This window comes from Mesorhizobium mediterraneum, from assembly GCF_002284565.1.
GTDB lineage: Bacteria > Pseudomonadota > Alphaproteobacteria > Rhizobiales > Rhizobiaceae > Mesorhizobium > Mesorhizobium mediterraneum.
Genome location: NZ_NPKI01000017.1, coordinates 481,057 through 503,175, shown reverse-complemented (window position 1 = coordinate 503,175; position 22,119 = coordinate 481,057). Strand labels below are relative to the sequence as shown.

General features: G+C 62.1%; 25 protein-coding genes. 14 read left to right on the top strand and 11 right to left on the bottom strand.

All coding sequences use genetic code 11. The features are described 5' to 3' along the window. Positions 1 to 185 precede the first annotated feature (185 nt). Both CIT25_RS16415 and maiA read right to left on the bottom strand, forming a co-directional pair. A complete protein-coding gene (locus CIT25_RS16415; protein ID WP_095485540.1) occupies positions 186 to 1,226 on the bottom strand; it encodes a zinc-dependent alcohol dehydrogenase family protein in 1,041 nt (346 codons plus the stop codon). 32 nt (positions 1,227 to 1,258) lie between these two features. After that, complete coding sequence (maiA, locus tag CIT25_RS16410; protein WP_095485539.1) at positions 1,259 to 1,909, bottom strand: maleylacetoacetate isomerase; 651 nt, start codon at positions 1,907 to 1,909, stop codon at positions 1,259 to 1,261. 156 nt (positions 1,910 to 2,065) lie between these two features. Between maiA and CIT25_RS16405 the strand changes: the two genes are divergently transcribed. Then, the gene (locus tag CIT25_RS16405) at positions 2,066 to 2,749 is read left to right on the top strand and encodes a response regulator (protein WP_095485538.1); all 684 of its coding nucleotides are present in this window, start codon (positions 2,066 to 2,068) and stop codon (positions 2,747 to 2,749) included. A gap of 440 nt (positions 2,750 to 3,189) precedes the next feature. Then, entirely contained in the window at positions 3,190 to 4,038 is an 849-nt protein-coding gene (locus CIT25_RS16400; protein ID WP_128286545.1) for a hypothetical protein, read from the top strand. Between the two features lie 147 nt (positions 4,039 to 4,185). Here the strand turns inward: CIT25_RS16400 and CIT25_RS16395 are convergent, their stop codons facing one another. Both CIT25_RS16395 and CIT25_RS16390 read right to left on the bottom strand, forming a co-directional pair. Next, positions 4,186 to 5,526, bottom strand: coding sequence for an ATP-binding response regulator (locus CIT25_RS16395; protein ID WP_095485536.1), 1,341 nt, complete (start codon positions 5,524 to 5,526; stop codon positions 4,186 to 4,188). Between the two features lie 9 nt (positions 5,527 to 5,535). After that, on the bottom strand, positions 5,536 to 6,666 hold the full coding sequence (locus CIT25_RS16390) for an FIST signal transduction protein (RefSeq protein WP_245329864.1): 1,131 nt from the start codon (positions 6,664 to 6,666) through the stop codon (positions 5,536 to 5,538). A 22-nt stretch (positions 6,667 to 6,688) separates the two neighbouring features. Between CIT25_RS16390 and CIT25_RS38105 the strand changes: the two genes are divergently transcribed. The 6 genes from CIT25_RS38105 (at position 6,689) to CIT25_RS16365 (ending at position 12,712) form a co-directional block, all read left to right on the top strand. Beyond that, positions 6,689 to 6,811, top strand: a complete 123-nt coding sequence (locus CIT25_RS38105) for a hypothetical protein (protein WP_280953366.1) — start codon at positions 6,689 to 6,691, stop codon at positions 6,809 to 6,811. 99 nt (positions 6,812 to 6,910) lie between these two features. After that, positions 6,911 to 7,342 (top strand): hypothetical protein, encoded by a 432-nt coding sequence (locus CIT25_RS16385; RefSeq protein ID WP_095485535.1) that lies wholly within the window; start codon positions 6,911 to 6,913, stop codon positions 7,340 to 7,342. A 259-nt stretch (positions 7,343 to 7,601) separates the two neighbouring features. After that, positions 7,602 to 8,096, top strand: a complete 495-nt coding sequence (locus CIT25_RS16380; protein WP_095485534.1) for a (2Fe-2S)-binding protein — start codon at positions 7,602 to 7,604, stop codon at positions 8,094 to 8,096. A gap of 114 nt (positions 8,097 to 8,210) precedes the next feature. Next, positions 8,211 to 10,559, top strand: a complete 2,349-nt coding sequence (locus tag CIT25_RS16375; protein ID WP_095485533.1) for a xanthine dehydrogenase family protein molybdopterin-binding subunit — start codon at positions 8,211 to 8,213, stop codon at positions 10,557 to 10,559. Between the two features lie 101 nt (positions 10,560 to 10,660). Continuing rightward, positions 10,661 to 11,458, top strand: coding sequence for an FAD binding domain-containing protein (locus CIT25_RS16370; protein WP_095485532.1), 798 nt, complete (start codon positions 10,661 to 10,663; stop codon positions 11,456 to 11,458). A gap of 231 nt (positions 11,459 to 11,689) precedes the next feature. Further along, positions 11,690 to 12,712 (top strand): acyltransferase family protein, encoded by a 1,023-nt coding sequence (locus CIT25_RS16365; RefSeq protein WP_095485531.1) that lies wholly within the window; start codon positions 11,690 to 11,692, stop codon positions 12,710 to 12,712. Between the two features lie 10 nt (positions 12,713 to 12,722). Here the strand turns inward: CIT25_RS16365 and CIT25_RS16360 are convergent, their stop codons facing one another. Continuing rightward, positions 12,723 to 13,220, bottom strand: a complete 498-nt coding sequence (locus CIT25_RS16360) for a GNAT family N-acetyltransferase (protein ID WP_245329863.1) — start codon at positions 13,218 to 13,220, stop codon at positions 12,723 to 12,725. Positions 13,221 to 13,240: 20 nt separating this feature from the next. Next, on the bottom strand, positions 13,241 to 14,005 hold the full coding sequence (locus tag CIT25_RS16355) for a copper homeostasis protein CutC (RefSeq protein WP_095485529.1): 765 nt from the start codon (positions 14,003 to 14,005) through the stop codon (positions 13,241 to 13,243). A gap of 249 nt (positions 14,006 to 14,254) precedes the next feature. On the opposite strand from CIT25_RS16355, the gene CIT25_RS16350 reads away from it, so the two are divergent. Next, complete coding sequence (locus tag CIT25_RS16350; RefSeq protein ID WP_095485602.1) at positions 14,255 to 14,710, top strand: carboxymuconolactone decarboxylase family protein; 456 nt, start codon at positions 14,255 to 14,257, stop codon at positions 14,708 to 14,710. Between the two features lie 49 nt (positions 14,711 to 14,759). On the opposite strand, the gene CIT25_RS16345 is transcribed toward CIT25_RS16350, so the two are convergent. Continuing rightward, positions 14,760 to 15,668 (bottom strand): LysR family transcriptional regulator, encoded by a 909-nt coding sequence (locus CIT25_RS16345; RefSeq protein ID WP_095485528.1) that lies wholly within the window; start codon positions 15,666 to 15,668, stop codon positions 14,760 to 14,762. Between the two features lie 101 nt (positions 15,669 to 15,769). Between CIT25_RS16345 and CIT25_RS16340 the strand changes: the two genes are divergently transcribed. The 4 genes from CIT25_RS16340 (at position 15,770) to CIT25_RS16325 (ending at position 18,383) form a co-directional block, all read left to right on the top strand. Next, complete coding sequence (locus CIT25_RS16340) at positions 15,770 to 16,273, top strand: nuclear transport factor 2 family protein (protein ID WP_095485527.1); 504 nt, start codon at positions 15,770 to 15,772, stop codon at positions 16,271 to 16,273. Between the two features lie 11 nt (positions 16,274 to 16,284). Next, positions 16,285 to 17,271, top strand: coding sequence for an alpha/beta hydrolase (locus tag CIT25_RS16335; RefSeq protein ID WP_095485526.1), 987 nt, complete (start codon positions 16,285 to 16,287; stop codon positions 17,269 to 17,271). After that, positions 17,268 to 17,828, top strand: a complete 561-nt coding sequence (locus CIT25_RS16330) for a nuclear transport factor 2 family protein (protein WP_095485525.1) — start codon at positions 17,268 to 17,270, stop codon at positions 17,826 to 17,828. Before CIT25_RS16335 ends, CIT25_RS16330 begins: the two co-directional genes overlap by 4 nt. A 108-nt stretch (positions 17,829 to 17,936) precedes the next feature. After that, a complete protein-coding gene (locus CIT25_RS16325; RefSeq protein WP_158302569.1) occupies positions 17,937 to 18,383 on the top strand; it encodes a nuclear transport factor 2 family protein in 447 nt (148 codons plus the stop codon). 55 nt (positions 18,384 to 18,438) lie between these two features. On the opposite strand, the gene CIT25_RS16320 is transcribed toward CIT25_RS16325, so the two are convergent. Both CIT25_RS16320 and CIT25_RS16315 read right to left on the bottom strand, forming a co-directional pair. Continuing rightward, positions 18,439 to 18,873 (bottom strand): cupin domain-containing protein, encoded by a 435-nt coding sequence (locus tag CIT25_RS16320; protein ID WP_095485601.1) that lies wholly within the window; start codon positions 18,871 to 18,873, stop codon positions 18,439 to 18,441. 70 nt (positions 18,874 to 18,943) lie between these two features. Next, positions 18,944 to 19,762: an AraC family transcriptional regulator gene (locus CIT25_RS16315; protein WP_095485600.1), complete on the bottom strand. Its 819-nt coding sequence runs from the start codon at positions 19,760 to 19,762 to the stop codon at positions 18,944 to 18,946. Between the two features lie 104 nt (positions 19,763 to 19,866). Between CIT25_RS16315 and CIT25_RS16310 the strand changes: the two genes are divergently transcribed. Next, entirely contained in the window at positions 19,867 to 21,039 is a 1,173-nt protein-coding gene (locus CIT25_RS16310) for an amidohydrolase (protein WP_095485523.1), read from the top strand. A gap of 81 nt (positions 21,040 to 21,120) precedes the next feature. Here CIT25_RS16310 and CIT25_RS16305 read toward each other — a convergent pair whose 3' ends face one another. Beyond that, entirely contained in the window at positions 21,121 to 21,555 is a 435-nt protein-coding gene (locus CIT25_RS16305) for a hypothetical protein (protein ID WP_095485522.1), read from the bottom strand. A gap of 72 nt (positions 21,556 to 21,627) precedes the next feature. Then, positions 21,628 to 21,927: a DUF1236 domain-containing protein gene (locus CIT25_RS16300; protein ID WP_095485521.1), complete on the bottom strand. Its 300-nt coding sequence runs from the start codon at positions 21,925 to 21,927 to the stop codon at positions 21,628 to 21,630. Positions 21,928 to 22,119: the final 192 nt, after the last annotated feature.

Sequence of the window (22,119 nt, the reverse complement as noted above, 5' to 3'; positions counted from 1 at the left end):
GGCCCCGCAAGGGCCGCGGAAAACCGCTCTGCCGGCCTTCAAAAAGGCCCTCACTGACCACCGAAATCCACTTAAAATTCTTCGATATTTCACGCCGCGTTTCTTTCAACACCCCTCATCCGTCTCGGCGCTGCGCGCCGATCCACCTTCTCCCACAACAAGGGCAGAAGGGAGAGCCGACTTGGCTAGAACCTAGTCACTACGCCAATGCCGATGCCTTCGAAGGTGCCCATCGCCATCAAGGCCGCGGGCGCCTCGTCGAGGCTGATCCGCTTGCCGACCAGCAGTTCAGGCTTGAGTTTGCCGTTGCGGATCATCTCCATCATCGCCTGGTAGCGGTAGGCCTGCATGCCGTGGCTGCCGCGGATTTCGAGCTCGAAGGCGATCACCTTGTCCATCGGGATCTGTGGCCTGGCGTGATCGCCGAGCATCAGGCCGACCTGCACATGGCGGCCGCGCCGGCGCAGGTTCGCGATCGAGTTGAACGAGGTGGTGGGGTGGCCAAGCGCGTCCATCGACATATGCGCGCCGCCATTGGTGATCTGCTTGACCGCCTTGACCACATTCGGCGTCTTCGAGGCGTTGATCGTCGCCACGGCGCCGATCTTGCTGGCAAAATCCAGCTTCTCGTCGGTCAGGTCGATGGCGATCACGTTGGCGCCCATGGCGCTGGCGATCATGATCGCCGACAGGCCGACGCCGCCACAGCCATGCACGGCCACCCATTCGCCGGGCGTCACCCGGCCCTGGTCGACAATGGCGCGGAACGAGGTGACGAAGCGACAGCCGAGGCTGGCGGCGGTGGCGAATTCCATCTCGTCCGGCAAGCGAACCAGATTGGTGTCGGCATGGTCGATGGCGACATATTCGGCGAACGAGCCCCAGGCGGTGAACCCGGGCTGGGACTGGTGCTCGCAGACCTGATGATTGCCCGAGCTGCACTCGAAGCAGTGGCCGCAGCCGACGGCGAACGGCACGGTGACGCGCTCGCCGACCTTCCAGCGGGTTACTTGGCTACCGGCCGCCACCACGACGCCGGCAAGCTCGTGGCCCGGCACGTGCGGCAGGCTGATGCCGTCGTCATGGCCCATCCAGCCGTGCCAGTCGCTGCGGCAAAGACCGGTCGCCTCGACCTTGATGACGACACCCTCCGACGCCGGCTCCGGATCGGGAACAGTCTGGATCGTCGGCGTTTCACCGAACTTTTCGAAGACAACGGCTTTCATCGGCAATTCCTCATGCTTTTATCCAACTCGCTCTATTCGGCATCGATCTGGTTCTCGGGTGCCGCCTTTTGGAAGGCCGGCAGCGCCATGCAGGCGGCGTGGATGCGTGTGATCGTCGGGTAGGGCGCCAAGTCGACGCCGAAACGGGCGTTGCTGGTGACCTGAGCGACCAGGCAGATGTCGGCCAGCCCCGGCGTGTCGTCGTGGCAGAATGTCCCGGTTTCGGACGAGGAAGCCAGAATTTTTTCAAGTGGCTGGAAGCCTTCGTTCACCCAGTGCCGGAACCAGTTGACGACGTCCTCGTCGCCGGCGCCGAACAGAGTGCGCAATGATGTCAGCACACGCAGATTGTTCACCGGATGGATGTCGCAGGCGATCATCTGCGCCAGCATCCTGACGCGGGCCCGGCCACGGGCGTCCTGGGGCAAAAGCGGCGGTTCGGGCCAAGTCTCGTTCAGAAATTCGATGATTGCCAGTGATTGCGTCAGCAGCGTGCCGTCGCCCAGGATCAGTGCCGGCACCAGCCCCTGGGGATTGACCGAGAGATAGGCGGGCTCGAGATGCTCGCCGTGCCGAAGATGATGCGGCACGTATTGGTAGGTCAGGCCCTTCATCTCCAGCGCGATCCGCACCCGGTAGGAGGTGGAGGAGCGGTAGTAATTATGAAGGACAAGGTCGCTCATTCCTGCACATTCGGCCGATTTGCCCGACCGGGCAAGGCATGGTGGTCCGGAAATTGCCATCTCCGCCTTTCGGCTAGAGATGGCGATGTACTATTTGCCAATAATCTGGCCATGGTCACTGGGCTATTCTATCCTGCCTGAACCGAAACGAATGCCATGACCGCAGTCAACGATCGCGCCCGGTTTCTGATCATCGACGACCACCCGCTGTTTCGCGAGGCGCTGCACAGCGCTGTGCAAATGGCCTATCCGGACGTCGACACTGTCGAGGCGCGTTCGATCACCGAGGCATTTGAGCTTCTGGCGGATGCCAAGCCCTTCGATCTCGCGCTGCTCGACCTCAGCATGCCGGATGTGCATGGCTTCGACGGGCTGCTGCAGCTTCGGACCCGCTATCCGCGCCTGCCGGTGGTCATCGTTTCGGGGCATGAGGAGCCCAAGATCATTTCCGAGGCGCTATCCTACGGCGCGGCCGGTTTCATCCCGAAATCGGCGCGCAAGAGCGATCTGGCCGCCGCCATCCGCTCGGTGATGGAAGGTGCGATATACGTGCCCGAAACCTACGAAGGCCAGCCGCCGGACGCCAACAGCGCCGACCGCGCCGAAATGGTGCAGCGGCTTGCCAAGCTGACGCCGCAGCAATTGCGGGTGCTGCAGATGCTGCGCCAGGGCTTGCTCAACAAGCAGATCGCCTACGAGCTGCAGGTCGGCGAGACCACGGTCAAGGCACATGTTTCCGAGATCCTGCGCAAGCTCAACGTCTACAGCCGGACGCAAGCCGTCATCGAGGTTTCGAAGCTCGACAGTGCCGAGCTGTTTCGCGGCCAGGCGGGGTTTTAGGCGCCGGTTGCGGGCAGGCGTTCCGCTACAGGACGTCCACGATGAAAGCCATGGCGATCGATCATATCGTTCTCGCGGTCGATGACGTCGAGCGCCTGCCGTGCTGGCCACCGCAAACGTTGGGGATTGGCCTAGGTCTCCCCAACTTCGTCATCCCAGGGCGAAGCAGGAGCGAAGCTCCGTCGCGGAGACCCTGGGATCCAAGCCGTAACCTTGGCCGAAGGGTGCCGCGGAGCAGAATTCTGTACCGCAGCGGTGCTCATACCGGGAGCGACAATGCGGGCAAGGCGAGCCATGCGCTCAACCTACACACAATGACGGTTGTCCAACATGACAAAGTGCACTGTCACCGTAATTAGATCTCCGTCTGCTGGTGCCAAAGGAGCTGGTGCGATCGGGGCATTCGGGGATATAGTAGCGATACAGCGGTGGGGGCCGATATGAATCCGAAATTTCTAGTTGTTGTAGCCATGTTGGCTCCGTTTGCTCCGGCTAACGCCCATTCGGATGAGTATGCGTCCGCGGTTTTTCAGGTATACGGCGACAATTGCTCCCTTGATTTTCTCAAGAACATAGCCGTGCAGCGGCCTGCGGAAGAGGACATCGAGAAGATCAAGCGATACTTTGAAGGGAAATACCACTCTGAATGCACCCCGTTTTATAAAAACGAGGTCTACCCTCGGGAAGTCCATTTTCAATTATCCAGATGGGATATCTTCGGGAGGGACGGATCGAGCGTATTGAATGACAAAGAACTCATGCGGTTCGGAAGTTATTTACGTCTTTCTAACTTTGCCAAGCAGTATGAGTGTGGAAATCTAATTGATAAATATGTCGATGACTACGGCTATTTGGAGTCAAAACTTGTATCTCATGATGTGGAATCTGTGTCCAGATATTGGATTGAATTTGAAGAATACATAAAGTTTCAGACCCGCATGGCCTTTAAGAACGAAATGTGCCAGTTCATTAGCACATATAGCGATATGAAGATCGTCACCGTTAAAGACGAGAAAGAAACGATTCAAGCTCGCTACGCGGAATTGGTTGATACTCTGGTTAGAGATCCAAGCTTTCTTAGTGGCGTACTAAACGGAAGCCATAACAGCCAATTCACCGAGGTTGGTGGAAGCTATCAAGGGTTTCTCGAATACGTCCAGGAAACATTTGGGGTTCTGACAATCGATCTCGCGCTGTTTCAGAAGCTCCAGAAACACTATTACCCGGATTCCAGTGGGAACTGGACCGGACTTAAGATCGACGAGGAATATGGCCCAATAGACCGCTAGGACGATATCGACCTTAGCGGCAGGGTGCCTTAAGGATAGTCGTCGCTGCCCTTTCCACTGGCTTTGCGCGCTGTCGAGTGTCGGGAATAACGGTGACAGTGCACCATTTTTCCTGGCGCTAGCGCCTTCTGCCCGTGTCTTTGGGGATCAAGCCAGGAGATGCGCCAGCAGCGCGCGCAGTTGTGCCGGTTTCAGCGGCTTGCGCATCAGCTCGATGCCGGCCGCGCGGGCGGCTTTGGCAATTTTTTCCGAACCGTCGGCGGTGACGATCAGCGCCGGCACGGCGCGACCGAGGTAATCGCGGACCTCGGCGATGGTCGTGGTGCCGAGATCGCCGCCGTCGAGATGCTGGTCGGCTATGACGATGTCCGGCACCCAGTCCGTATCGCCAAGCATAGCGAGCGCATCACCGGTCGAGGTGGCGGGGCGCACCAGGCATTGCCAGCGCTCGAGCAGCGACGTCATCGCCTGCAGCACCTCGATGTCGTTCTCGACCAGCAGCACCTTGGTGCCGAACAGACCGTAGCCGCGCGGCCGCTCCATGTCGGCGGTGCTGGCAATGGCATCGACGCTAGCGCCGATCCCGACCGGAACGTCGATATGAAAAATCGTGCCATGTCCGACCTTCGACGAAAACGTCACGGGATGGCCGAGTGCGGCGGCGATGCGGCGCACGATGGCCAGACCCAATCCCAGCCCGCCGCCGGCAAGCCCGGCATCGGTCGGGATCGTGCCGCGGTGGAATTCCTCGAACACGGCCTCGCGCTGGTCGTCGGGAATACCGCAGCCGGTGTCGGCGACATCGATGCGGATCGTGTCGCCGCGATGTCTGGTGCCGACCAGCACGCCGCCGGAGCGGGTGTAGCGCAGCGCGTTGGAAAGGATGTTCTGCAGGATGCGCCGCAGCAAGGTGCGGTCCGAACGCACGACGGCGTTGACCGGCCGGAATTTCAGCGTCAGGCCCTCCATTTCGGCGACCGGCAGGAAATCCGAGCGCAGCGACGAAAACAGCATCTCCAGGCTGACGTCGCCGATATCGGGCTGCACGACACCGGCGTCGAGCTTGGAAATGTCGAGCAGGGTGCGGAGCAGATCCTCCATCGTCTCCAGCGACCGCTCGACCTGCCGGACCAGTTTTTTGCCTTCGTCGCTGGTCTGCACTTCGGCCAGCGCCGAGACGGAGAGATGGGCGGCGTTCAGCGGTTGCAACACGTCGTGGCTGGCGGCGGCCAGGAACCTGGTCTTGGACAGGTTCGCCAGCTCGGCGTTTTCCTTGGCCGCGCTGAGATCGATATTGGACTGTTCCAATCTACGCAGTGTCGAGTGCAATTCCTCGGTGCGCGTACGCACTCGATTCTCGAGCGAAATCGCGGTCTGGAACAGCGAGAACGCGTTGCCCTGCTGTTCCATAGAGCGCTCGACGCGGCTGACGAGGGCTGCGTTGATCTTCTTCAGCTTCTCCAGGTCGTTGATGTTCCTGAGCGGCATAAGAACCTCCTACTCCGCCGCCTGCCGCTCTCCGAAAGCGATGCCGGTGAAAGTCTGGTTCAGATGCATCGACCGGTACTGTTCGCCATAGGTGCCGAAGCCGATGACGTTGTTGACCTTGTAGAGTTCCGAAATCTCTCGAAAGACCTGGCGGTTGCGCGCGTCGAGCCTGCGCAGCACGCAGTCGAAACCGAGGATCATGTCGATGCCGCCAAGCCTTTCCTCGACATCCCTAAGGGCGGCCCGCGTCGATTCGACCATGTTCTTGGGCTGGGCGATGGAAAGGACGACGCCATCGTCGATGGCGCAGAAGAACGACAGCGAGCCGTCCGCGTGCATCTTCTGGATCGAGCGGCAGTAAAATTCGCCGCCCACTTTCAACACCACCGGGTGCGAAGCGAAACTCAGCGGCGTCAGCATCTGCGGGATGACGCCGACCGAGGCGGCATATTCCTCGGCGGCATTGGTGGCGTTGAATTCGCGCACGGTGCGGTGATCGGGATCGGATGCGGTCACCACCAGCTTCTCGTCGGTGGGGACGAAATTGTCGGTCTTGAACACGTGGAAAGGAATTTCCGTGGTGATCAGCACGATGATGGCGCTGTCGGAGGCAACCTTGCCGTTCGAGATCAGCCGCGTCGTCTCGAATTTCAGATCATCGCCCGCCGACCCGCCGATCAGCGGAATGTCGTCGAGTCCCCAATGGATGGCGGAGGTCACGGCTTCTTCGGCATAGGACAGCCCGTCGATGAAGCAGAGCGCGAAAGTGGTGTCAGCTCGCTCGTGCCCGACGCGCCCGCGTAACGAACGCCTCAGCGCCTCGACTTCGCCGGTGATCCCGTCCATGCCCGATGAGGACAGATTTTCGACCATGGTGCTGGCTGCCGAAAACGTTGCGGAGGGAAGCAGCATGGCCAGGACCTGGCCGTCCTCCAGGCCTTTGGGCGTAATCTCGCCGGCCGTCGAGCAGCCGGCATAGAGGAGTGCCGGCGCTTGGGCTTTCAGCGCTTCCGAAAGGGCGACTGCCTCGACGAGGCTCTGCGAGAAAAACAGCAGGGCGAAGCCGGCATCGACGGCTGCGGCTTCCACCGCCACCGCCCGGGCGAACGCATCCGCGTCGGGTTCGTCGGTAGTGAGCACCGATAGGCCGCATGCATAGCGCGTGCGTGAACTGGCCAGCGGCTTCCTCCTCCATTCCTCCGACGCGCTTTTTGTGCGCGTCTGGCGCGCCGGCGTCGAGGGCATTGTTGTCTTCAAGCGCCACTTTGGCAATGAGCCAACATGACGGATTTGAATTTTCTGCTATTTTTGACGGCGTCAGCGTTCAGAAACTTCAAATCCAGAACCACACTGGCCAGAACTACACTGGAAGGGAGCGTGATTCATGGACGCCCAGGTCAGGAAGCTGTTCGAAAGGTATGAGCAGCTTTTCCGGAAATCCCTCGCAGGCGATGCCGACATGGACGAAGTCGCATCGGTCTATGCCTCCGCCTTCATCGCGGCGTCGCCTGCCGGCGTCATGGTCGGGAACAACGACGACCAGTTCAAGCAGGCTATGGAGCAAGGCTATGCTCATTATCGGGCGATCGGCACGAAGGAAATGCGAATACGGGATGTTCGCATCTCGCCGATAGACGAGCATCATTGCGTTGCCCACGTCGCCTGGACGTCGATCTATGCCCGAAAAGACGGACCGGACGTCACGATAGATTTCGACGTCCACTACCTCGTGCAGAAGCTGGGCGGAGAGCCCAAAGTATTTGGGTGGGTATCAGGCGACGAGCGGGAGGTTCTGAGAAAACACGGCATCGGCTGAAATCGGCTTGGCCAGCCCGGCCGCTGATGGCCGGAAGGCGGCATCGCACAGCGACCGTGTTTCGCTTCGTTGCGCCATTTCCTGTCTTTGCGTGACCGAAAGTACAATAGGCGGATTTTCGGACGAACTGCATTCTCGCAATCTCGGCATTCCGCGGCACTTTTTCCCCGTGCGTTATGCGGTATAAGAATAGCGGACAGATGGAGGGCTCGGGCAACACCGACGCCAGAACGACCAAGGTAGCACCCAGGGAGGTTTCATGTCGGACATATCGTTGACGGTCAACGGAAAGCGGGTAAGCGGCGCTGCCGAGGACCGTACGCTTCTGGTTCATTTCTTGAGGGAGAATCTCGGCCTGACCGGGACGCATGTCGGCTGCGACACCTCGCAATGCGGCGCCTGTGTGATCCATGTCGATGGCAAGGCGGTAAAATCCTGCACGATGCTTGCGGTGCAAGCCTCCGGATCGAACGTCGTGACGATCGAAGGCTTGGCGGATGGCGCCGACCTGCATCCGGTGCAGGCGGCGTTCAAGGAGCATCATGGGCTGCAGTGCGGTTTCTGCACGCCGGGCATGATCATGGCGGCGACCGACATGATCAACCGTCACCCCGAAGGCCTCGACGAGGCCACGGTGCGCGCCGAGCTCGAAGGCAACATCTGCCGCTGCACCGGCTACCACAACATCGTGAAGGCGATCCTCGCCGCATCGGAGACGATGTCTTCGAAGGGCAAGGCCAAGCAAGCAGCATAAGGGCAGTAAGGGAGTAGGGTAGTAAGGCAGTAGGGAAATTGGCTCAAATCCCTACTGCCTTACTGCCCTACTGCCCTACTCACCTAGTTCAGCAATTCGGGAGGAATTTCTGCGATGGGCATTGAAGGTGTTGGCGCTCGTGTAGCGCGCAAGGAAGACAGGCGGTTCATTACCGGCGCCGGGCGCTATGTCGACGACATGGTGGTTCCCGGCATGAAGCATGCGGCCTTCGTGCGCAGCCCTCACGCGCATGCGCAGATCAAGAAGATCGATGTCAAAAAGGCGAAAGGCATGCCGGGCGTCATCGGTGTGCTGACCGGCAAGGAGCTCAAGGCCGACGGCATCGGCAATCTCATCTGCGGCTGGATGATCCATTCCAAGGACGGCTCGCCGATGAAGATGGGGGCATGGTCGCCGCTGGCCTTCGACAGGGTCCGCTATGTCGGCGACGCGGTGGTCGTCGTGGTCGCCGAAACCAAGGGCCAGGCGCGCGACGCGGCCGAAGCGGTCGACATCACCTATAAGGAACTGAAGGCAGTCGTCGATGCTCCGAAGGCGCTCGAAAGGAGCGCACCGCAGATCCACCCGGAAGCCGACGGCAACCTGATCTTCGACTGGGAGCTCGGCGACAGCACGGCGACCAACGCGGCGATCAAGGCCGCTGCCCACGTCACCCGGATGAAGATCGTCAACAACCGGCTGGTGCCCAACGCCATGGAGCCGCGTGCGGCACTAGGCTATTACAACAAGGCCGAGGACCACTATACGTGCTGGACGACCTCGCAGAACCCGCATCTCGCGCGCCTGGTGATGAGCGCCTTCTACAATGTCGCTCCGGAAAACAAGCTGCGGGTCATCGCGCCGGATGTCGGCGGCGGCTTCGGCTCGAAGATCTACATCTATCCGGAAGAAATCATCTGCCTGTGGGCCTCGAAGAAGACCGGCGTGCCGGTCAAATGGGTGGCTGACCGCACCGAGAGCTTTCTCACCGACGCCCATGGCCGTGACCATGTCTCGACGGTGGAAATGGCCTTCGACAAGGACAACAAGATCACCGGACTGAAGGTCGACACCATCGCCAATCTCGGTGCCTACATGTCGCTCTTCTCGTCCTGTGTGCCGACCTATCTCTACGCGACGCTGTTGTCGGGCCAGTACGATATTCCGACGATCCACGCCAATGTGCGCGCCGTCTACACCAACACCGCGCCGGTCGACGCCTATCGCGGGGCAGGGCGGCCGGAGGCCACCTATCTGCTCGAACGCACGATGGAGACCGCCGCTCGCGAGCTGGGCGTGTCGCCGGCGGAGCTTCGCCGAAAGAACTTCATCACATCGTTCCCGCACCAGACGCCGGTCATCATGAACTATGACGCCGGCGATTATGCCGCCTCGCTCGACGCGGCGATGGCGGCTGCCGACTATGCCGGCTTTGCCAAGCGCAAGACCGCCGCCGCCAACAGAGGCAAGCTGCGCGGCATCGGCTTGAGCAACTATATCGAGGCCTGCGGCCTGGCGCCGTCGGCGGCGGTCGGCAGTCTTGGAGCGGGTGTCGGCCTCTGGGAAAGTGCCGAGGTGCGCGTCAATGCCGCCGGCACCATCGAGGTGCTGACCGGCTCGCACAGCCATGGCCAGGGCCATGAGACGACTTTCGCGCAGCTGGTCAACCAGCGCTTCGGCGTGCCGATAGACAGCGTCTCGATCGTCCATGGCGATACCGACAAGGTGCAGATGGGCATGGGAACCTACGGTTCGCGCTCGGGCGCCGTCGGCATGTCGGCCGTCGCCAAGGCGCTCGACAAGGTCGAGGCCAAGGCCAAGAAGATTGCCGCCCATCTGCTCGAGGCCGACGAGGGCGACATCGTCATCGAAAATGGTGCCTTGAAGGTCACCGGCACCGATAAGAGCGTGCCGTGGTTCCAGATGGCGCTTGCGGCCTACACCGCCCACAACTTGCCAGGCGGCATGGAGCCGGGGCTGAAGGAGACGTCGTTCTACGATCCGTCGAACTTCACCTTCCCGGCTGGCTGCTATGTCTGCGAGGTGGAGATCGATCCGGAAACCGGCGTGACCGAGATCGTCCAGTTCGTCGCCGCCGACGATTTCGGCAACATCATCAACCCGATGATCGTCGAAGGCCAGGTGCATGGCGGCGTCGCCCAAGGCATCGGCCAGGCCTTGCTGGAGGGCACTCGCTACGACGCCAGCGGGCAGCTTTTGACGGCGAGCTATATGGACTACGCCATGCCGCGAGCCGACGACCTGCCGTCGTTCAAGGTCTCGACCTCGAACACGCCGTGCCCGGGCAATCCGCTCGGCATCAAGGGCTGCGGCGAGGCCGGCGCCATCGGCTCACCGCCGGCGGTGATCAACGCCATCACCGACGCCATCGGCATCACCGATATCGCCATGCCGGCATCGCCGTCCACGGTCTGGGCAGCGATCCGGGCGACGAAACACTGAAACAGGAGTGAGTAGTGAATAGTTACGATTGAGGCAAAGTCGACCGGCATTACTACTCACTACTCACTACTAACTACCCACTATTTCACGGGAGACTCCCAATGTACTCAGTCAACTATCACCGCGCCGCCTCCGTCGCAGACGCCGCCAAGCTGCTCAAGAGCGGCGATGCAAAGCTCTTGTCGGGCGGCATGACGCTGATCCCTGCCATGAAGACGCGGCTTGCCGCGCCTTCCGACCTGGTCGACCTGTCGCGGATTAAGGACCTGCAAGGCGTCAAGGTGTCGGGCAAGACCGTCACCATCGGCGCGGCCACCACGCATCACGATGTCGCCAGCGACGAAAAGCTGAAGAGGGCGTGTCCGGCGCTCGCCCATATGGCGTCCCGGATCGGCGACCCGGCGGTGCGCTACAAGGGCACGATCGGCGGCTCGATCGCCAACAACGATCCGGCGGCCGACTATCCGGCAGCACTTCTGGCGCTCGACGCCACCATCGTCACCAACAAGCGCGAGATCGCGGCCGGCAAGTTCTTCACGGGCCTGTTCGAGACGGCGCTGAAAGACGGCGAGATCATCACTGCCGTGACCTTCACCGCGCCGGCCAAGGCGGCCTATGAAAAGTTCCGCAATCCCGCCTCGCGCTATGCGATCGTCGGGGTTTTCGTGGCCAAGGGCAAGGACGGCGTCAGGGTCGCCGTCACCGGGGCCGGCGACGACGGCGTCTTCCGTTCGAAGGAAATCGAGGCGGCGCTGACCAAGAGTTTCACGGCCGCCGCCCTCGACGGCATGAAGATTTCGGCGAAGAATTTGATGAGCGACATCCACGCCTCGGCCGATTATCGGGCCAATCTGATCGCGGTGATGGCCAAGCGCGCCGTGGCTGCCGCCAACGGCTGAAGATACCGATTGCCGGCCCTGGGATTGCCAGCTTTGGGAAAGGGGGCCTTCGCGGCCCCTTTTTTCGTCGCTCTCGGGTCAGATGGCCGGACATGCCAGAGTGTTGCTATCTCGCACTTGCACAACATTCTATTGCACTGCAATATGCCTGGAGGAAATGCGAGCCGGGGCTCGGAGCGCACAGTCATAGCTTGCAGCCCTTTCGCATCGTTCAAATGCGAAGGGACCGGCATGACGGATATCTCCGCGACGCAGCTTGTCGTGTCCCGGTCCAGCGCCGACACATCGTCGAGAACAAGGCTGGCCTATCTCGACGGCTGGCGCGGCCTGTCGATCGCACTGGTGCTGATCGGCCACTTCTTTCCCGTTCCCGGAATCAACCTCGGTGTCATGGGCGTCGAGTTCTTCTTCGTGCTCAGCGGCCGGCTGATGGCCGAGATTCTCTTTGTCGAAGGCTATCCGCTCAAGGCGTTCTTCAAGCGCCGGTTCTCCCGCATTTATCCGGCGCTGCTGGTTTTCGTCGTCGCTTCGATGGTTGCCTTGTCCGGCACCTTTGTCGCCTTCAAATGGAAGGCGGCGCTGACGGCGCTGACATTCACCTACAATTATGCCGGGATTCTCGTCAGCCGCGCCGGCGCGCTCGACCATATCTGGTCGCTGTGCGTCGAGGAACATGCCTATGTCATCCTGGCGCTGATCAGCTTTGTTGTTTCGGGGCGTGCCCGCGTCGTCGTGCTGCTCAGTGCGCTGTCGGTGCTGGCCATGGCGAATGGCGCGATTTCATACTGGGTCTTCGGAATGGACTACGAGACCACCTATTGGCGGACCGACGTGCACATCGCCTCGATCCTGCTGTCGGCGGTGATATGCCTGCTCAAGGCCGACGACAGACTGCCGGCCTTGTTCAAGGGGCCGCATGTCGCGGTTGCGGCGTCCGTCGGGGCGGTCCTTCTGTTCATGGATGCGGTGCCGACGCCGATCCACTATCTGGTCGCGGTGCCGCTGTTGGCGCTCGCCGTCAATTCGCTCGACTTCAGCGCTCGTTACCTGACCGGATTTTTGTCCTGCTGGCCGATGGCGACGCTGGGGCTGTGGTCGTATTCGCTCTATCTGTGGCAGCAGCCGTTCTACAAATTCGTCTATTCGCAAGGCAGTGCGCCGCTGCTGATGCTGGCCGGGGCGTTCGCTTGCGCCCTGTGCAGCTATTACATCGTCGAAAAGCCGGCTCGCGCTTGGCTGAACCGCAACTGGTAGAGTTGTCGCCTCAGCCGGTGATCTGCCTGGAATAGTAGCGCACCGCCTTCTTGCCACCGTGGATCACCGCGTCGCCGACCTCGACGAAGCCGAGCGCTGCGTGAAAGGCATCCGAAGCCGGGTTGGGCGGCTCGGCATTCACCTCGCAAGTGATGATGGTCTGGCCGGCACGCAGGGCATGGTCGAACAGGTCCTTATAGAGCCTGCGGGCATGGCCGCGACCACGCGCTTCTCCCGCGACGACGACACGGTCGACATAGACGAAGCGCGGATAACGCTCGCGAAACCACAGGAAGTTCGGGCTGTCGTAGCGGGCGTCCTGGTCGAAGGTCATGATGAAGGCTTCGAGCGCACCGATGCGACGCGCATAAAACGCCTCGGCGAGCAGGAAGGACAGGCGCTCTGGCTCAAGCCACGACAACTCGGCCGCGTGCTCGTTGTTGAGGGCGAGGACGGCGGGCTCGTCCTGCGGCGAGACCCGGTCGATCGGCAAGCGTGCTTGCGTCACGTGTTTTCTTCCTTCCGGGATCATGCTCTCGCCGCCGCAATCGTCGCCGCCACCAGCGCCGCGTCGGTCACCGTGTTGCGGTACTCGCGGTCGAGGTCGGTGCCGCCCATGCCAACCTGGGGATTGCGGTAGCGCATGGCGCTCGGCACGTCCTTGAGTGCGGCGAAGTGCATTTCCGTCAGTCCGGTTTTTTCCCGCACCTCGGCGATATTCCCCGGGTCGAGCCCGCCGCAGCCGAGAATGATGATGCGCTTCCCCGCCTGCCGGACGAGGTCCGCCAGCAGGGCTATGCCTTCCAATGCGGTGTCGCGCTGGCCGCTGGTCAGCACGCGGCCGACCTTGCTGCGGATCAGCGCTTCCAGCGCTTCTGCCGGATCGCGCGTCATGTCGAAGGCACGGTGGCAGGTCACGTTCAAGGACCCTGCCGCCTGTGCCAATTCGCTCACGCGCTTTTCGTCGATGGTGCCGTCGGCGCTCAGGCAGCCGACGACGACACCGGCCACGCCAAGCTCGCGCAGCGCGAGCACATCGGCGAGCATCGAGCTGTATTCGGCCTCGCTGTAGAGAAAATCGCCGCCGCGCGGCCGCACGATGACGTGGAATGGGATCGTCGCCAGCTCAAGCGCGGCGCGCACGGTGCCAAAACTCGGCGTGATGCCGCCTTCGACGAGGCTGGCGCACAGCTCGACCCGGTCGGCGCCGGCGGCCTGGGCGGCGAGCAGGCCATCTATGCCTTCGACGCAGATTTCGATCAGCGGCAGGCGAGGGCGTTCGGTGTCGGTCACGGGGGCATCCGTTGCTGATTCAAGACGTGCAGCCCTAGCATCGGGCTCCTTGCCGTGAAAGCCGGAACTATTGGCTCAACGCGCGACAGGTCGTTGCCGTTTGCATTGCCGCCAATTCCTCACTTGACACATTCATAACTCGTGAGTTATGCGTCAATTCATAACCAATCAGTTATTGTTTTGCATAGACGGCGCGACATCCGGCTCGGCAGAACGCACTCGCACAAAACACGTCTGAAGGAGACCACCATGCAAGCAAGACTGAAAAACCCTGTGCTTCTCATTCCCGGCGCGCTGCAGGCGCTGCTCGCGCTGGACAAGTCGACGGAAACGGCTGACCTGCCCTATGTGACACGCAAGCTCGTCCATTTGCGCGCCAGCCAGATCAATGGATGCAGCGTCTGTATCGACATGCATGCGCGCGAATTGAAGAAGGCCGGCGAAAAGGACGAACGCGTCTTCACCGTATCCGCCTGGCGGGAGACGCCGTACTTCACAGACGCCGAACGCGCGGCTCTTGCGCTTGCCGAGGCAACAACCCGGCTCTGCGACCGGCCGGACCCGGTGCCGGACGCGATCTGGGACGAGGCCGCCCGGCACTATGACGAGAAGGCGCTTGCCGCCCTGGTCGTCCAGATTGCCCTGATCAACGCCTTCAATCGCCTCAACGCCGCCACCAGACAGATGGTCGGCGCCTGGGGGTGAGCCGGAGCGGCTCGCCGATCTGCGCCGTGGCTGGTTTCGCGGCGGCGCGTCAGATCCGCAAATTGTGCGCGTTCGCGCGCACGAAGTCGATGAAGGCCCGCAGCTTGGGCGGGACGAGGCGGCGGCTGGGATAATAGAGGTGGAGCGGTTCGTAGCTGGGACAGAAAGGCTCCAGCACCTTGACCAGCGCGCCTGAGGCGAGAAGTGGCGCAGCGAGGCCTTCGACGGCGAAGGCAAGGCCAAGCCCTTGCGCGGCGGCGGTAATGCAGAGCGGAAGTGTGTTCACGATCAGGCGTGCGTCCGGCGTGAACTCGACATGGCGTCCATCGACGACGAACTCCCAGGGCGAGATTGCGCGGGTGCGGGTGAAGGCGAAGGCGATGCAGCGGTGGGCGGCGAGGTCAGCCAGCCGCGTCGGCGTGCCGTTCCTCGCCAGATAGTCCGGGCTCCCCAACACGACCGTCTGCAGCGGCCCGCCCAGACGCGCGCCGATCATATCCTTCTCGAGAAGCTCGCCGATCCGCAGACCGGCATCGAAGCCCTGAGCGGCGATATCGACGAAATTGTCGTCGAAGATCACGCTAAGCCGCACTTCCGGGTAAGCGTCCATGAACGGCCCCATCAGCGGCTCGATCAGCAGCGGCGCGGCGATCCACGGCAGGCTCAGGCGCAGCGTGCCGGCGGGGCGATCGCGGGTCTCGCGTAGCGCCGCGCCAGCTGCCCAGATCTCCTCGGCCGCTGGGCGCACGTGGTCGAGGTAGTGGGCGCCGGCTTCGGTCAAACCGACGCTGCGGGTCGTGCGGTTGAGGAGCCGCACCCCCAGACGCTCCTCGAGCCCCTTGACGGCCTCGCTCAACGAGGCCGGAGCGACTCCGAGTTCGGCGGCAGCGCGGGTGAAGCTCTTGGCCTCCGCGACCTTCACGAAGGCGACAATCCCGCTGAACTGGTCGAGGCGCATTGTGAGGAAATTCCAAATAGCCTTGTCGAACTATACGGATTTTTCCGGCGAACAAAAAGCGTCATGTTGGGTCCGACGAAACAGGCAAGGAGACAGGACCGATGACCAGGCTTGCTTCGCTTGCCGCCGGCGCTCTCCTGGCGGTGTCTACCTCCCCCGCGAACAGCGGTCCGCAGGAAGACCGCAACATCCAGCTCATCAAGGACTATTACGCTGCTTACGCGACCGGGAATCCGGAGGCGGTCCGGCCCTTCCTCGCGCTCGACATCGTGTGGCGCATTCCCGGCCATCATCCGCTCGCCGGCGACAAGCGGGGGCCGGAGGAGGTGGTCGCCTTTTTCCGCGGCCTGGCCGACGGCAAATTCAGGGCTGAGCCGATCTTCTTCCAGGCGCAGGGCGACCTCGTCGTCGACATTCATCGCGGCTGGTCGAACGTCGGCTCAGGTCCCGAGATCGACCAGCTCTACGCCCTGATGTTCCGCATCCAGGACGGCAAGATCACTGAAGCACAGAATTTTTTGACCGACATGTACCAGTCGGATGCCTTCTACTGGGCGCACTACCCGCTGAAGCCACTACCTGGCCGACTGGCGGATGACCGCTGAGGAGACTTGCGATGCTGAAAACCTTGACATTAGCCGCTGCAATCGCCGTCGCGCTCGCCTCCACTGCCTTCGCCGCACCGCGCGTCGAGCGCGTCACTTTCGCCTCGCATGGCGAGCAGATCGTCGGCGACCTCTATCTGCCCGAGGATCTAGACGCGATGGAAGCTCGGCCCGCGCTGGTCGTGACCGGCGCCTGGATGACGGTGAAGGAACAGATGTCGGCCCGCTACGCCCGCGAGATGGCCGACCGCGGCTTCGTCGCCTTGACCTTCGATTTTCGCGGTTGGGGCGAAAGCGGCGGCGCACGTCGCCAATACGAGGATCCCAGCGCCAAGATCGCCGACATCGAGGCGGCGGTCGCCTATCTCGCGACCCGGCCCGAGACCGACAAGGACCGCATCGGCGGGCTCGGCATTTGCGCCAGCTCCGGCTACATGGTCACTGCCGCCGCTAAAAATACGGCGATCAAGTCGGTCGCCCTAGTCGCGCCCTGGCTGCACGATGCCGAGGTGGTCGAGAGGACCTATGGCGGCAAGGACGGCGTCGCGCAGCTCGAAGCTGTCGGCGATGCGGCCGAGGCCGCGTATCGCAGCACCGGCAAACAGGCCTTCCTGCCCGCCGCCAGCCTGACCGACGATCGCGCGATCATGTTCAAGGTGCCTTATTACACCGAGCCCGATCGCGGCATGATCCCGGCCTGGCGCAACGAGACCGATCCGGCCTTCTGGCGAGGGTGGCTGACATTCGATGCGATCCAGGCTGCTCCGCGCCTGCACCAGCCCTTTCTGATGGTGCATAGCGAGGCGGCTGCTATCCCGCAGGGCGCGCACAAATTTTACACGCGGCTGACCAACTCCAAGCCCAAGCGGGTGCTGTGGCTCGACGAGGTTACCCAGTTCGACTTCTATGACCGCGCCGCGCCGGTGAAGGCGGCGAGCGACGCTGTCGACGCGCACTTCCGCACCACGCTGGGCAGTGCAGGGAAGGCGGGACAATGAGCCCCGTCAGCCGCCGGCACGTCTTGGCCTCGGCAGTCTTCGTCGCGACGCTCGCCGCCACCCCTGCGCCGGCCTTGAGCACTACGCCGTCCCCAGCTGCGCTGACGGTCGAAGACAGGATCGCCATTGCCGAGGCAGTGGCGGGGATCGGCCTATATGCCGATTTGCGCGAATGGAACCAGGTCAAATCGTATTTCGCGGCCCGCGTCACGACCGACTATACGAGCCTTTTCGGTGGCGAGGTCGCGACCAGCGACCGCGACGCGCTGATTGCCCAGTGGCAAGACCTGCTGCCGGGCTTCGACGCTACCCAGCACCTCATCACCAACATCGTTGTCGAAGGCGCGGGCAACGATGCCGTTGCGCGCAGCCATGTTCGCGCGACCCACTGGATCGACACCCGGTTCTGGACGGTCGGCGCAAGCTATCTCCACCGACTGGTGCGGACACCAGAAGGCTGGCGCGTCAGCGCCATCTCCATCCATCGCTTATACGAAGAGGGGGACCGCGCCGTGCTGACCGCCGCCGCGGACCGGGTGAATGCGGCGGCGAATTGAGCAGCCGATTCGAGGTTGCTCGGAGCGTCATCAATGGGAATATTGATCGACATGTCGGGGTAGGCTTGGCGCATGCGGTATCAGTGCCGCGAACTGCGGAGGCAAGACATGACCCTTTCACTGCAGGAGATTTCGGATCGGCTTGAGATCGAACAACTGCTTGTTCGTTATTGCTACGCCGTGGACGATCGCGACTGGGAAGCCTATCGGAACGTATTCACACCCGATGCCGTGCTTGACGACACTGTGACGGGCGGAATCAGGAGCGGCGTGGATGAGCATGTTGCTTTCATGAAAGGCGCCCTGTCGAAGATATTGATCTCGCAGCATGCCATTTCGACAATTCTTCTTGAAGTCCGAGGGGACGAGGCCAGCGCGCGCGTGCATTGTTCATGCCCAATGGTGGTCGACCTCGGCGACGGCAAAAGGCAGGTCTTCTTCCAGGGGCTCTGGTATCGCGACCGCGTCGTGCGCACGCCCGAGGGCTGGCGCATCAGTGAACTCGTCGAGGAAGGGTATTGGACTCACAATTTGCCGGAGGGGTTCACCTTCTGACCTCAGTGACGCCCTCTGAGGGGTCCGCCACGGACGCTGTGTTCAGAAATGCCAGCTACTGGCGCAACACCGTGTTTTTGGTGCCTTCTTCGACCTGATCTATGACCAGCAGCTTCACCGGATCGGCGCCGACATTGGTAGCCTGATGCCACTGCCCGATCATTTCGATGATGAAATCGCCTGACTTGTATGTGTTGCTCTTGCCGGTCTCGACATTGGTGACCTGAAGGGTCCCGGCCTCGACATACGCATAGCGGGGAAACGGGTGCTTGTGGACCGGCAAGGTCGCGCCCGGCGCTATCTCAAAGGACGAAACCAGAACCTGCACGTTTTTCTGCGGCAGTGTTATCGGCTGGCCGGATGCGGTTTGCGTGCGTGACGCAAGTGGAGACACGACAACCGGCGTCCCGCTGCTGTCCAGCGCTTGAGCGGCATTCGCAAATAGCGCGGCCGCGAGCAGCAGCGTCGTCGATACCAGGATTTTTCGCATGATTCCTCCCAAGCCCAGCTTCACCATCGCGCAGCAAATATCCGCGCGCAAGCGTCTCCTTTCGGGAGGCTTAGCCGCCTCTCCTGAACATGCCTGGCGTCATGCCATGCGCAACCCGAAACGTGCGGGAAAGATGGCTCTGGTCGGCGAACCCTGCCGCAATAGCGGCTTCGGCGAGGCCGAGCCCCTGTTCGATCAAGGTGCTGGCGCGACGCCGTCTCCGGTCGCGGATATAGGCTGCGGGCGTCAGGCCGATCAGCTTCTTGAAATCCCGGATGACCTGGAACCGGGTGACGCGCGCGGCGTCGGCAAGCCGCTGCAGGTCGAGTTGCGAGCCAAGCTCGCTTTCAACAAGGTTCTGGTAGAGCGAGAACCGCTGTCGCGATCCCGAGCTTTCGACCTCCTCTGCCAGCCCGTCCCAATCGCCATGCCGAACGATGAGATGCCTCAAGGCGACGAGCAGCGACGCCTCGGCCTGCGTCGCGTCCTGAGACGTCGAGCCTTCATGCGCCGCCGCCAACGCTGCTGCGAGACCGCCGTCCTCGATGATCGCGTGCGAGAAAACCGGAGCGCCATCCCAGCCCAACTCGCGGGCGACCGCCGTCATCAGCGGAACCGAGGGATAAAAGGTCCGGTAGGCCCAGCCTTCATCCGCGCCTTGTTCCCCGTCATGCCACTCCTCGGGATTGACGACGGCAATAGTGCCTGCCGGAGCGACAACGCTGTGGCGTCCGATGCGAATGCGTTCGCAGCCGGAAGTAATCAGCGCGATCACATAGGTCGGATGCGTGTGCAACTCGTAACGATGCTTCGTGAAGCGCGCCTTGAACAGGCCAAGGTCAGGGAAGCAGGGATGACGCCAGTATTTACTGGTTTCGTTCGCGTGCACGTTTTTGTCCCTGCTGCGGTCAATCTGGTTCAAGACGCCTCTTGCGCGACCTTCTAATCTATCCCGGACCAAACCGCCCTTTGCCGGCGTAGAAGGAGAGCATCGTGCTGCACAATGACCCCATCGCCGCCTTGACGCCAGAGGTCGTAGCCTGGCGCCGCCACATCCATTCCAATCCAGAACTCGGATTCAACGAGCACGAAACGGCACACTTCGTCGCTGAGAAACTGCGCGCCTTCGGCTTTGACGAGGTTCATGAGGGGATCGGCGGCACCGGGGTTGTCGGCGTCCTGCGCGGCGGCACCGGCGCACGCGCCATCGGTCTTCGCGCCGAGTTGGACGCGCTTCCGGTCCTGGAGAAGACCGGCTTGCCCTATGCCTCCAGGAATGCGGGCGTGATGCACGCCTGTGGCCATGACGGCCACACAGCCATGCTGCTCGGCGCCGCCAGACTGCTCAGCCAATTCCGCGCCTTCGACGGCACCGTCTATTTCGTCTTCCAGCCAGCCGAGGAAAACGAAGGCGGCAGCATGCGCATGATCGAGGACGGCCTGTTCGAGCGCTTTCCGGTCGAGGCGATGTATGCCGTCCACAACTGGCCGGGCGTCAGGCTAGGCACGATCGCGGCTCGCGTTGGACCTCAGATGGCGGCGGTCGACAATTTCGAGCTGACTTTCGAAGGTCTTGGCGCACATGCCGCCATGCCACAGCTCGGCGACGACCCGATCCTGGCCGCGGGCGCGTTCGTCCAGGCCGTTCAGCGCATCGTCAGCCGCTCGGTCGACCCGCAAAGCGCGCTGGTCGTCAGCCTGACACAGATCCATGGCGGCAATGTCGGCAACATCGTGCCGGGCAAGGTCTGGCTGCAAGGCACTTGCCGGTTTTTCGAACCCGATCATTCCGATCACTGCGAGAAGCTGATCGACGAGATCGCCCGGGGCATTGCCGCGGCCCATTCGCTCAAGGCCACGCTCGATTACAAGAAGGGCTATCCGCCGCTCATCAACACCGCCCACGCGACAGCTCGCGCCGTCAAGGCGGCCGCCGCAACCGTCGGGAGGGATAACGTCTCGACCGAGTTCAGCCCGAGCCTGGGCTGCGAGGATTTCGCCTTCATGATCCGCGAGGCCGGCGGCTGCTACGTGTGGATCGGCGCCGGCGATGTCGGCCCCGGCGAGGGCCTGCACGGCGATCGCTATGTCTTCAACGACGAAATCGTGCCGACTGTGATGCGCTATTACGTCAATCTGGTTGAGCAAACGCTTGCCGTCTCGTGAACCGTCAGAGGGGAATTGATGGTCCAGCGAGAACTGCCGATCTGAACGCGCTTCGTCGTCAGCGCGCCAACCCGGCGCATTTCACCCGGCCGTGGCCTCGAGTTGCTCTACGGGAACGGGACTTCCGAGCGCCGCCTGCGCCGTATCGGCCTGGATTTCGTCGACATGCGCCATCACCAGAATAACTCCTTGAACAAGGTTGGACTCACCCGGTTTTTTGGCGAGTGTCTGGAGAAGCCCACCAGCAAAGCCGCCGCAGGCTCCTCCGACGAGAGTCAGGCCAGCCGCCGCTCCGACAGGATCAATGCCGGTGGTTCCAAAAGTCCACAGGCCGATTAACAGACCAGCTGCCGCGCCAAGGGCGGCACCGCCCGGACCGCGCAGGACAGCGCCGATTTCGTCGTCGTAGGGTCCGATGACGCTGATCTGTTCGTGAGAAACTCCTGCCGCCTGAAGCGCGGCAACGGCACGCGCTGCCTGGTCGCGGGAATCGAAGAGTCTGCTGATTGTTCTCATTTGACGCTGCCCATAACATAGTCGCCCGCCGCTCGTTTAGAAGCGGCGGGCGTCTCCTCCCTCTCGTTCAGGTCACTGAATGATTTTGACGATCTTGCGTGTGCCTGGATCAACGACAACGGTCCGATTGTCCACGACAACGTACCGGTATTCGACGTCGGGAACTTCATGAAGCTCGACCGTATCGGGTAGCGTTGAGCCGATATTGAGTTCCACCCCGGGGAGCTCCACCGATGCGAGCGGCTGCTTTTCCACATATTCCCTAATGACGGTCTCCTGCTCAGGCGCGATGATCACGTCCTGAGCGGCAGCGGTGCCGACACCTGCCAATAGCAGAAATCCGGCGGCTGCAGTGGAAAGACGCATTTTCATGGTTGCCTCCTTATGTGAGCTCTCTTGGCATCATTCTTCGCGCTAGACTCCCTCAAACATGAGACCGCTGCAAACGTTCCTTGGCTGGGCTTCGGTCCGACCCGTGAGGCCCTGCCGTTGGACTTAAGTCTGATCTGCTGCGCGCAATGGGGCCGGATGTCGAGCGGTCCGGAACCGCGATTGCCCGGACTC

Bases quoted from the DNA above. Each gene is read 5' to 3' on its own strand.
- CIT25_RS16415 (WP_095485540.1), bottom strand. From the start codon at position 1,226: ATGAAAGCCGTTGTCTTCGAAAAGTTCGGTGAAACGCCGACGATCCAG.
- maiA (WP_095485539.1), bottom strand. From the start codon at position 1,909: ATGAGCGACCTTGTCCTTCATAATTACTACCGCTCCTCCACCTCCTAC.
- CIT25_RS16405 (WP_095485538.1), top strand. From the start codon at position 2,066: ATGACCGCAGTCAACGATCGCGCCCGGTTTCTGATCATCGACGACCAC.
- CIT25_RS16400 (WP_128286545.1), top strand. From the start codon at position 3,190: ATGAATCCGAAATTTCTAGTTGTTGTAGCCATGTTGGCTCCGTTTGCT.
- CIT25_RS16395 (WP_095485536.1), bottom strand. From the start codon at position 5,526: ATGCCGCTCAGGAACATCAACGACCTGGAGAAGCTGAAGAAGATCAAC.
- CIT25_RS16385 (WP_095485535.1), top strand. From the start codon at position 6,911: ATGGACGCCCAGGTCAGGAAGCTGTTCGAAAGGTATGAGCAGCTTTTC.
- CIT25_RS16380 (WP_095485534.1), top strand. From the start codon at position 7,602: ATGTCGGACATATCGTTGACGGTCAACGGAAAGCGGGTAAGCGGCGCT.
- CIT25_RS16375 (WP_095485533.1), top strand. From the start codon at position 8,211: ATGGGCATTGAAGGTGTTGGCGCTCGTGTAGCGCGCAAGGAAGACAGG.
- CIT25_RS16370 (WP_095485532.1), top strand. From the start codon at position 10,661: ATGTACTCAGTCAACTATCACCGCGCCGCCTCCGTCGCAGACGCCGCC.
- CIT25_RS16365 (WP_095485531.1), top strand. From the start codon at position 11,690: ATGACGGATATCTCCGCGACGCAGCTTGTCGTGTCCCGGTCCAGCGCC.
- CIT25_RS16350 (WP_095485602.1), top strand. From the start codon at position 14,255: ATGCAAGCAAGACTGAAAAACCCTGTGCTTCTCATTCCCGGCGCGCTG.
- CIT25_RS16345 (WP_095485528.1), bottom strand. From the start codon at position 15,668: ATGCGCCTCGACCAGTTCAGCGGGATTGTCGCCTTCGTGAAGGTCGCG.
- CIT25_RS16340 (WP_095485527.1), top strand. From the start codon at position 15,770: ATGACCAGGCTTGCTTCGCTTGCCGCCGGCGCTCTCCTGGCGGTGTCT.
- CIT25_RS16335 (WP_095485526.1), top strand. From the start codon at position 16,285: ATGCTGAAAACCTTGACATTAGCCGCTGCAATCGCCGTCGCGCTCGCC.
- CIT25_RS16330 (WP_095485525.1), top strand. From the start codon at position 17,268: ATGAGCCCCGTCAGCCGCCGGCACGTCTTGGCCTCGGCAGTCTTCGTC.
- CIT25_RS16325 (WP_158302569.1), top strand. From the start codon at position 17,937: ATGACCCTTTCACTGCAGGAGATTTCGGATCGGCTTGAGATCGAACAA.
- CIT25_RS16320 (WP_095485601.1), bottom strand. From the start codon at position 18,873: ATGCGAAAAATCCTGGTATCGACGACGCTGCTGCTCGCGGCCGCGCTA.
- CIT25_RS16305 (WP_095485522.1), bottom strand. From the start codon at position 21,555: ATGAGAACAATCAGCAGACTCTTCGATTCCCGCGACCAGGCAGCGCGT.
- CIT25_RS16300 (WP_095485521.1), bottom strand. From the start codon at position 21,927: ATGAAAATGCGTCTTTCCACTGCAGCCGCCGGATTTCTGCTATTGGCA.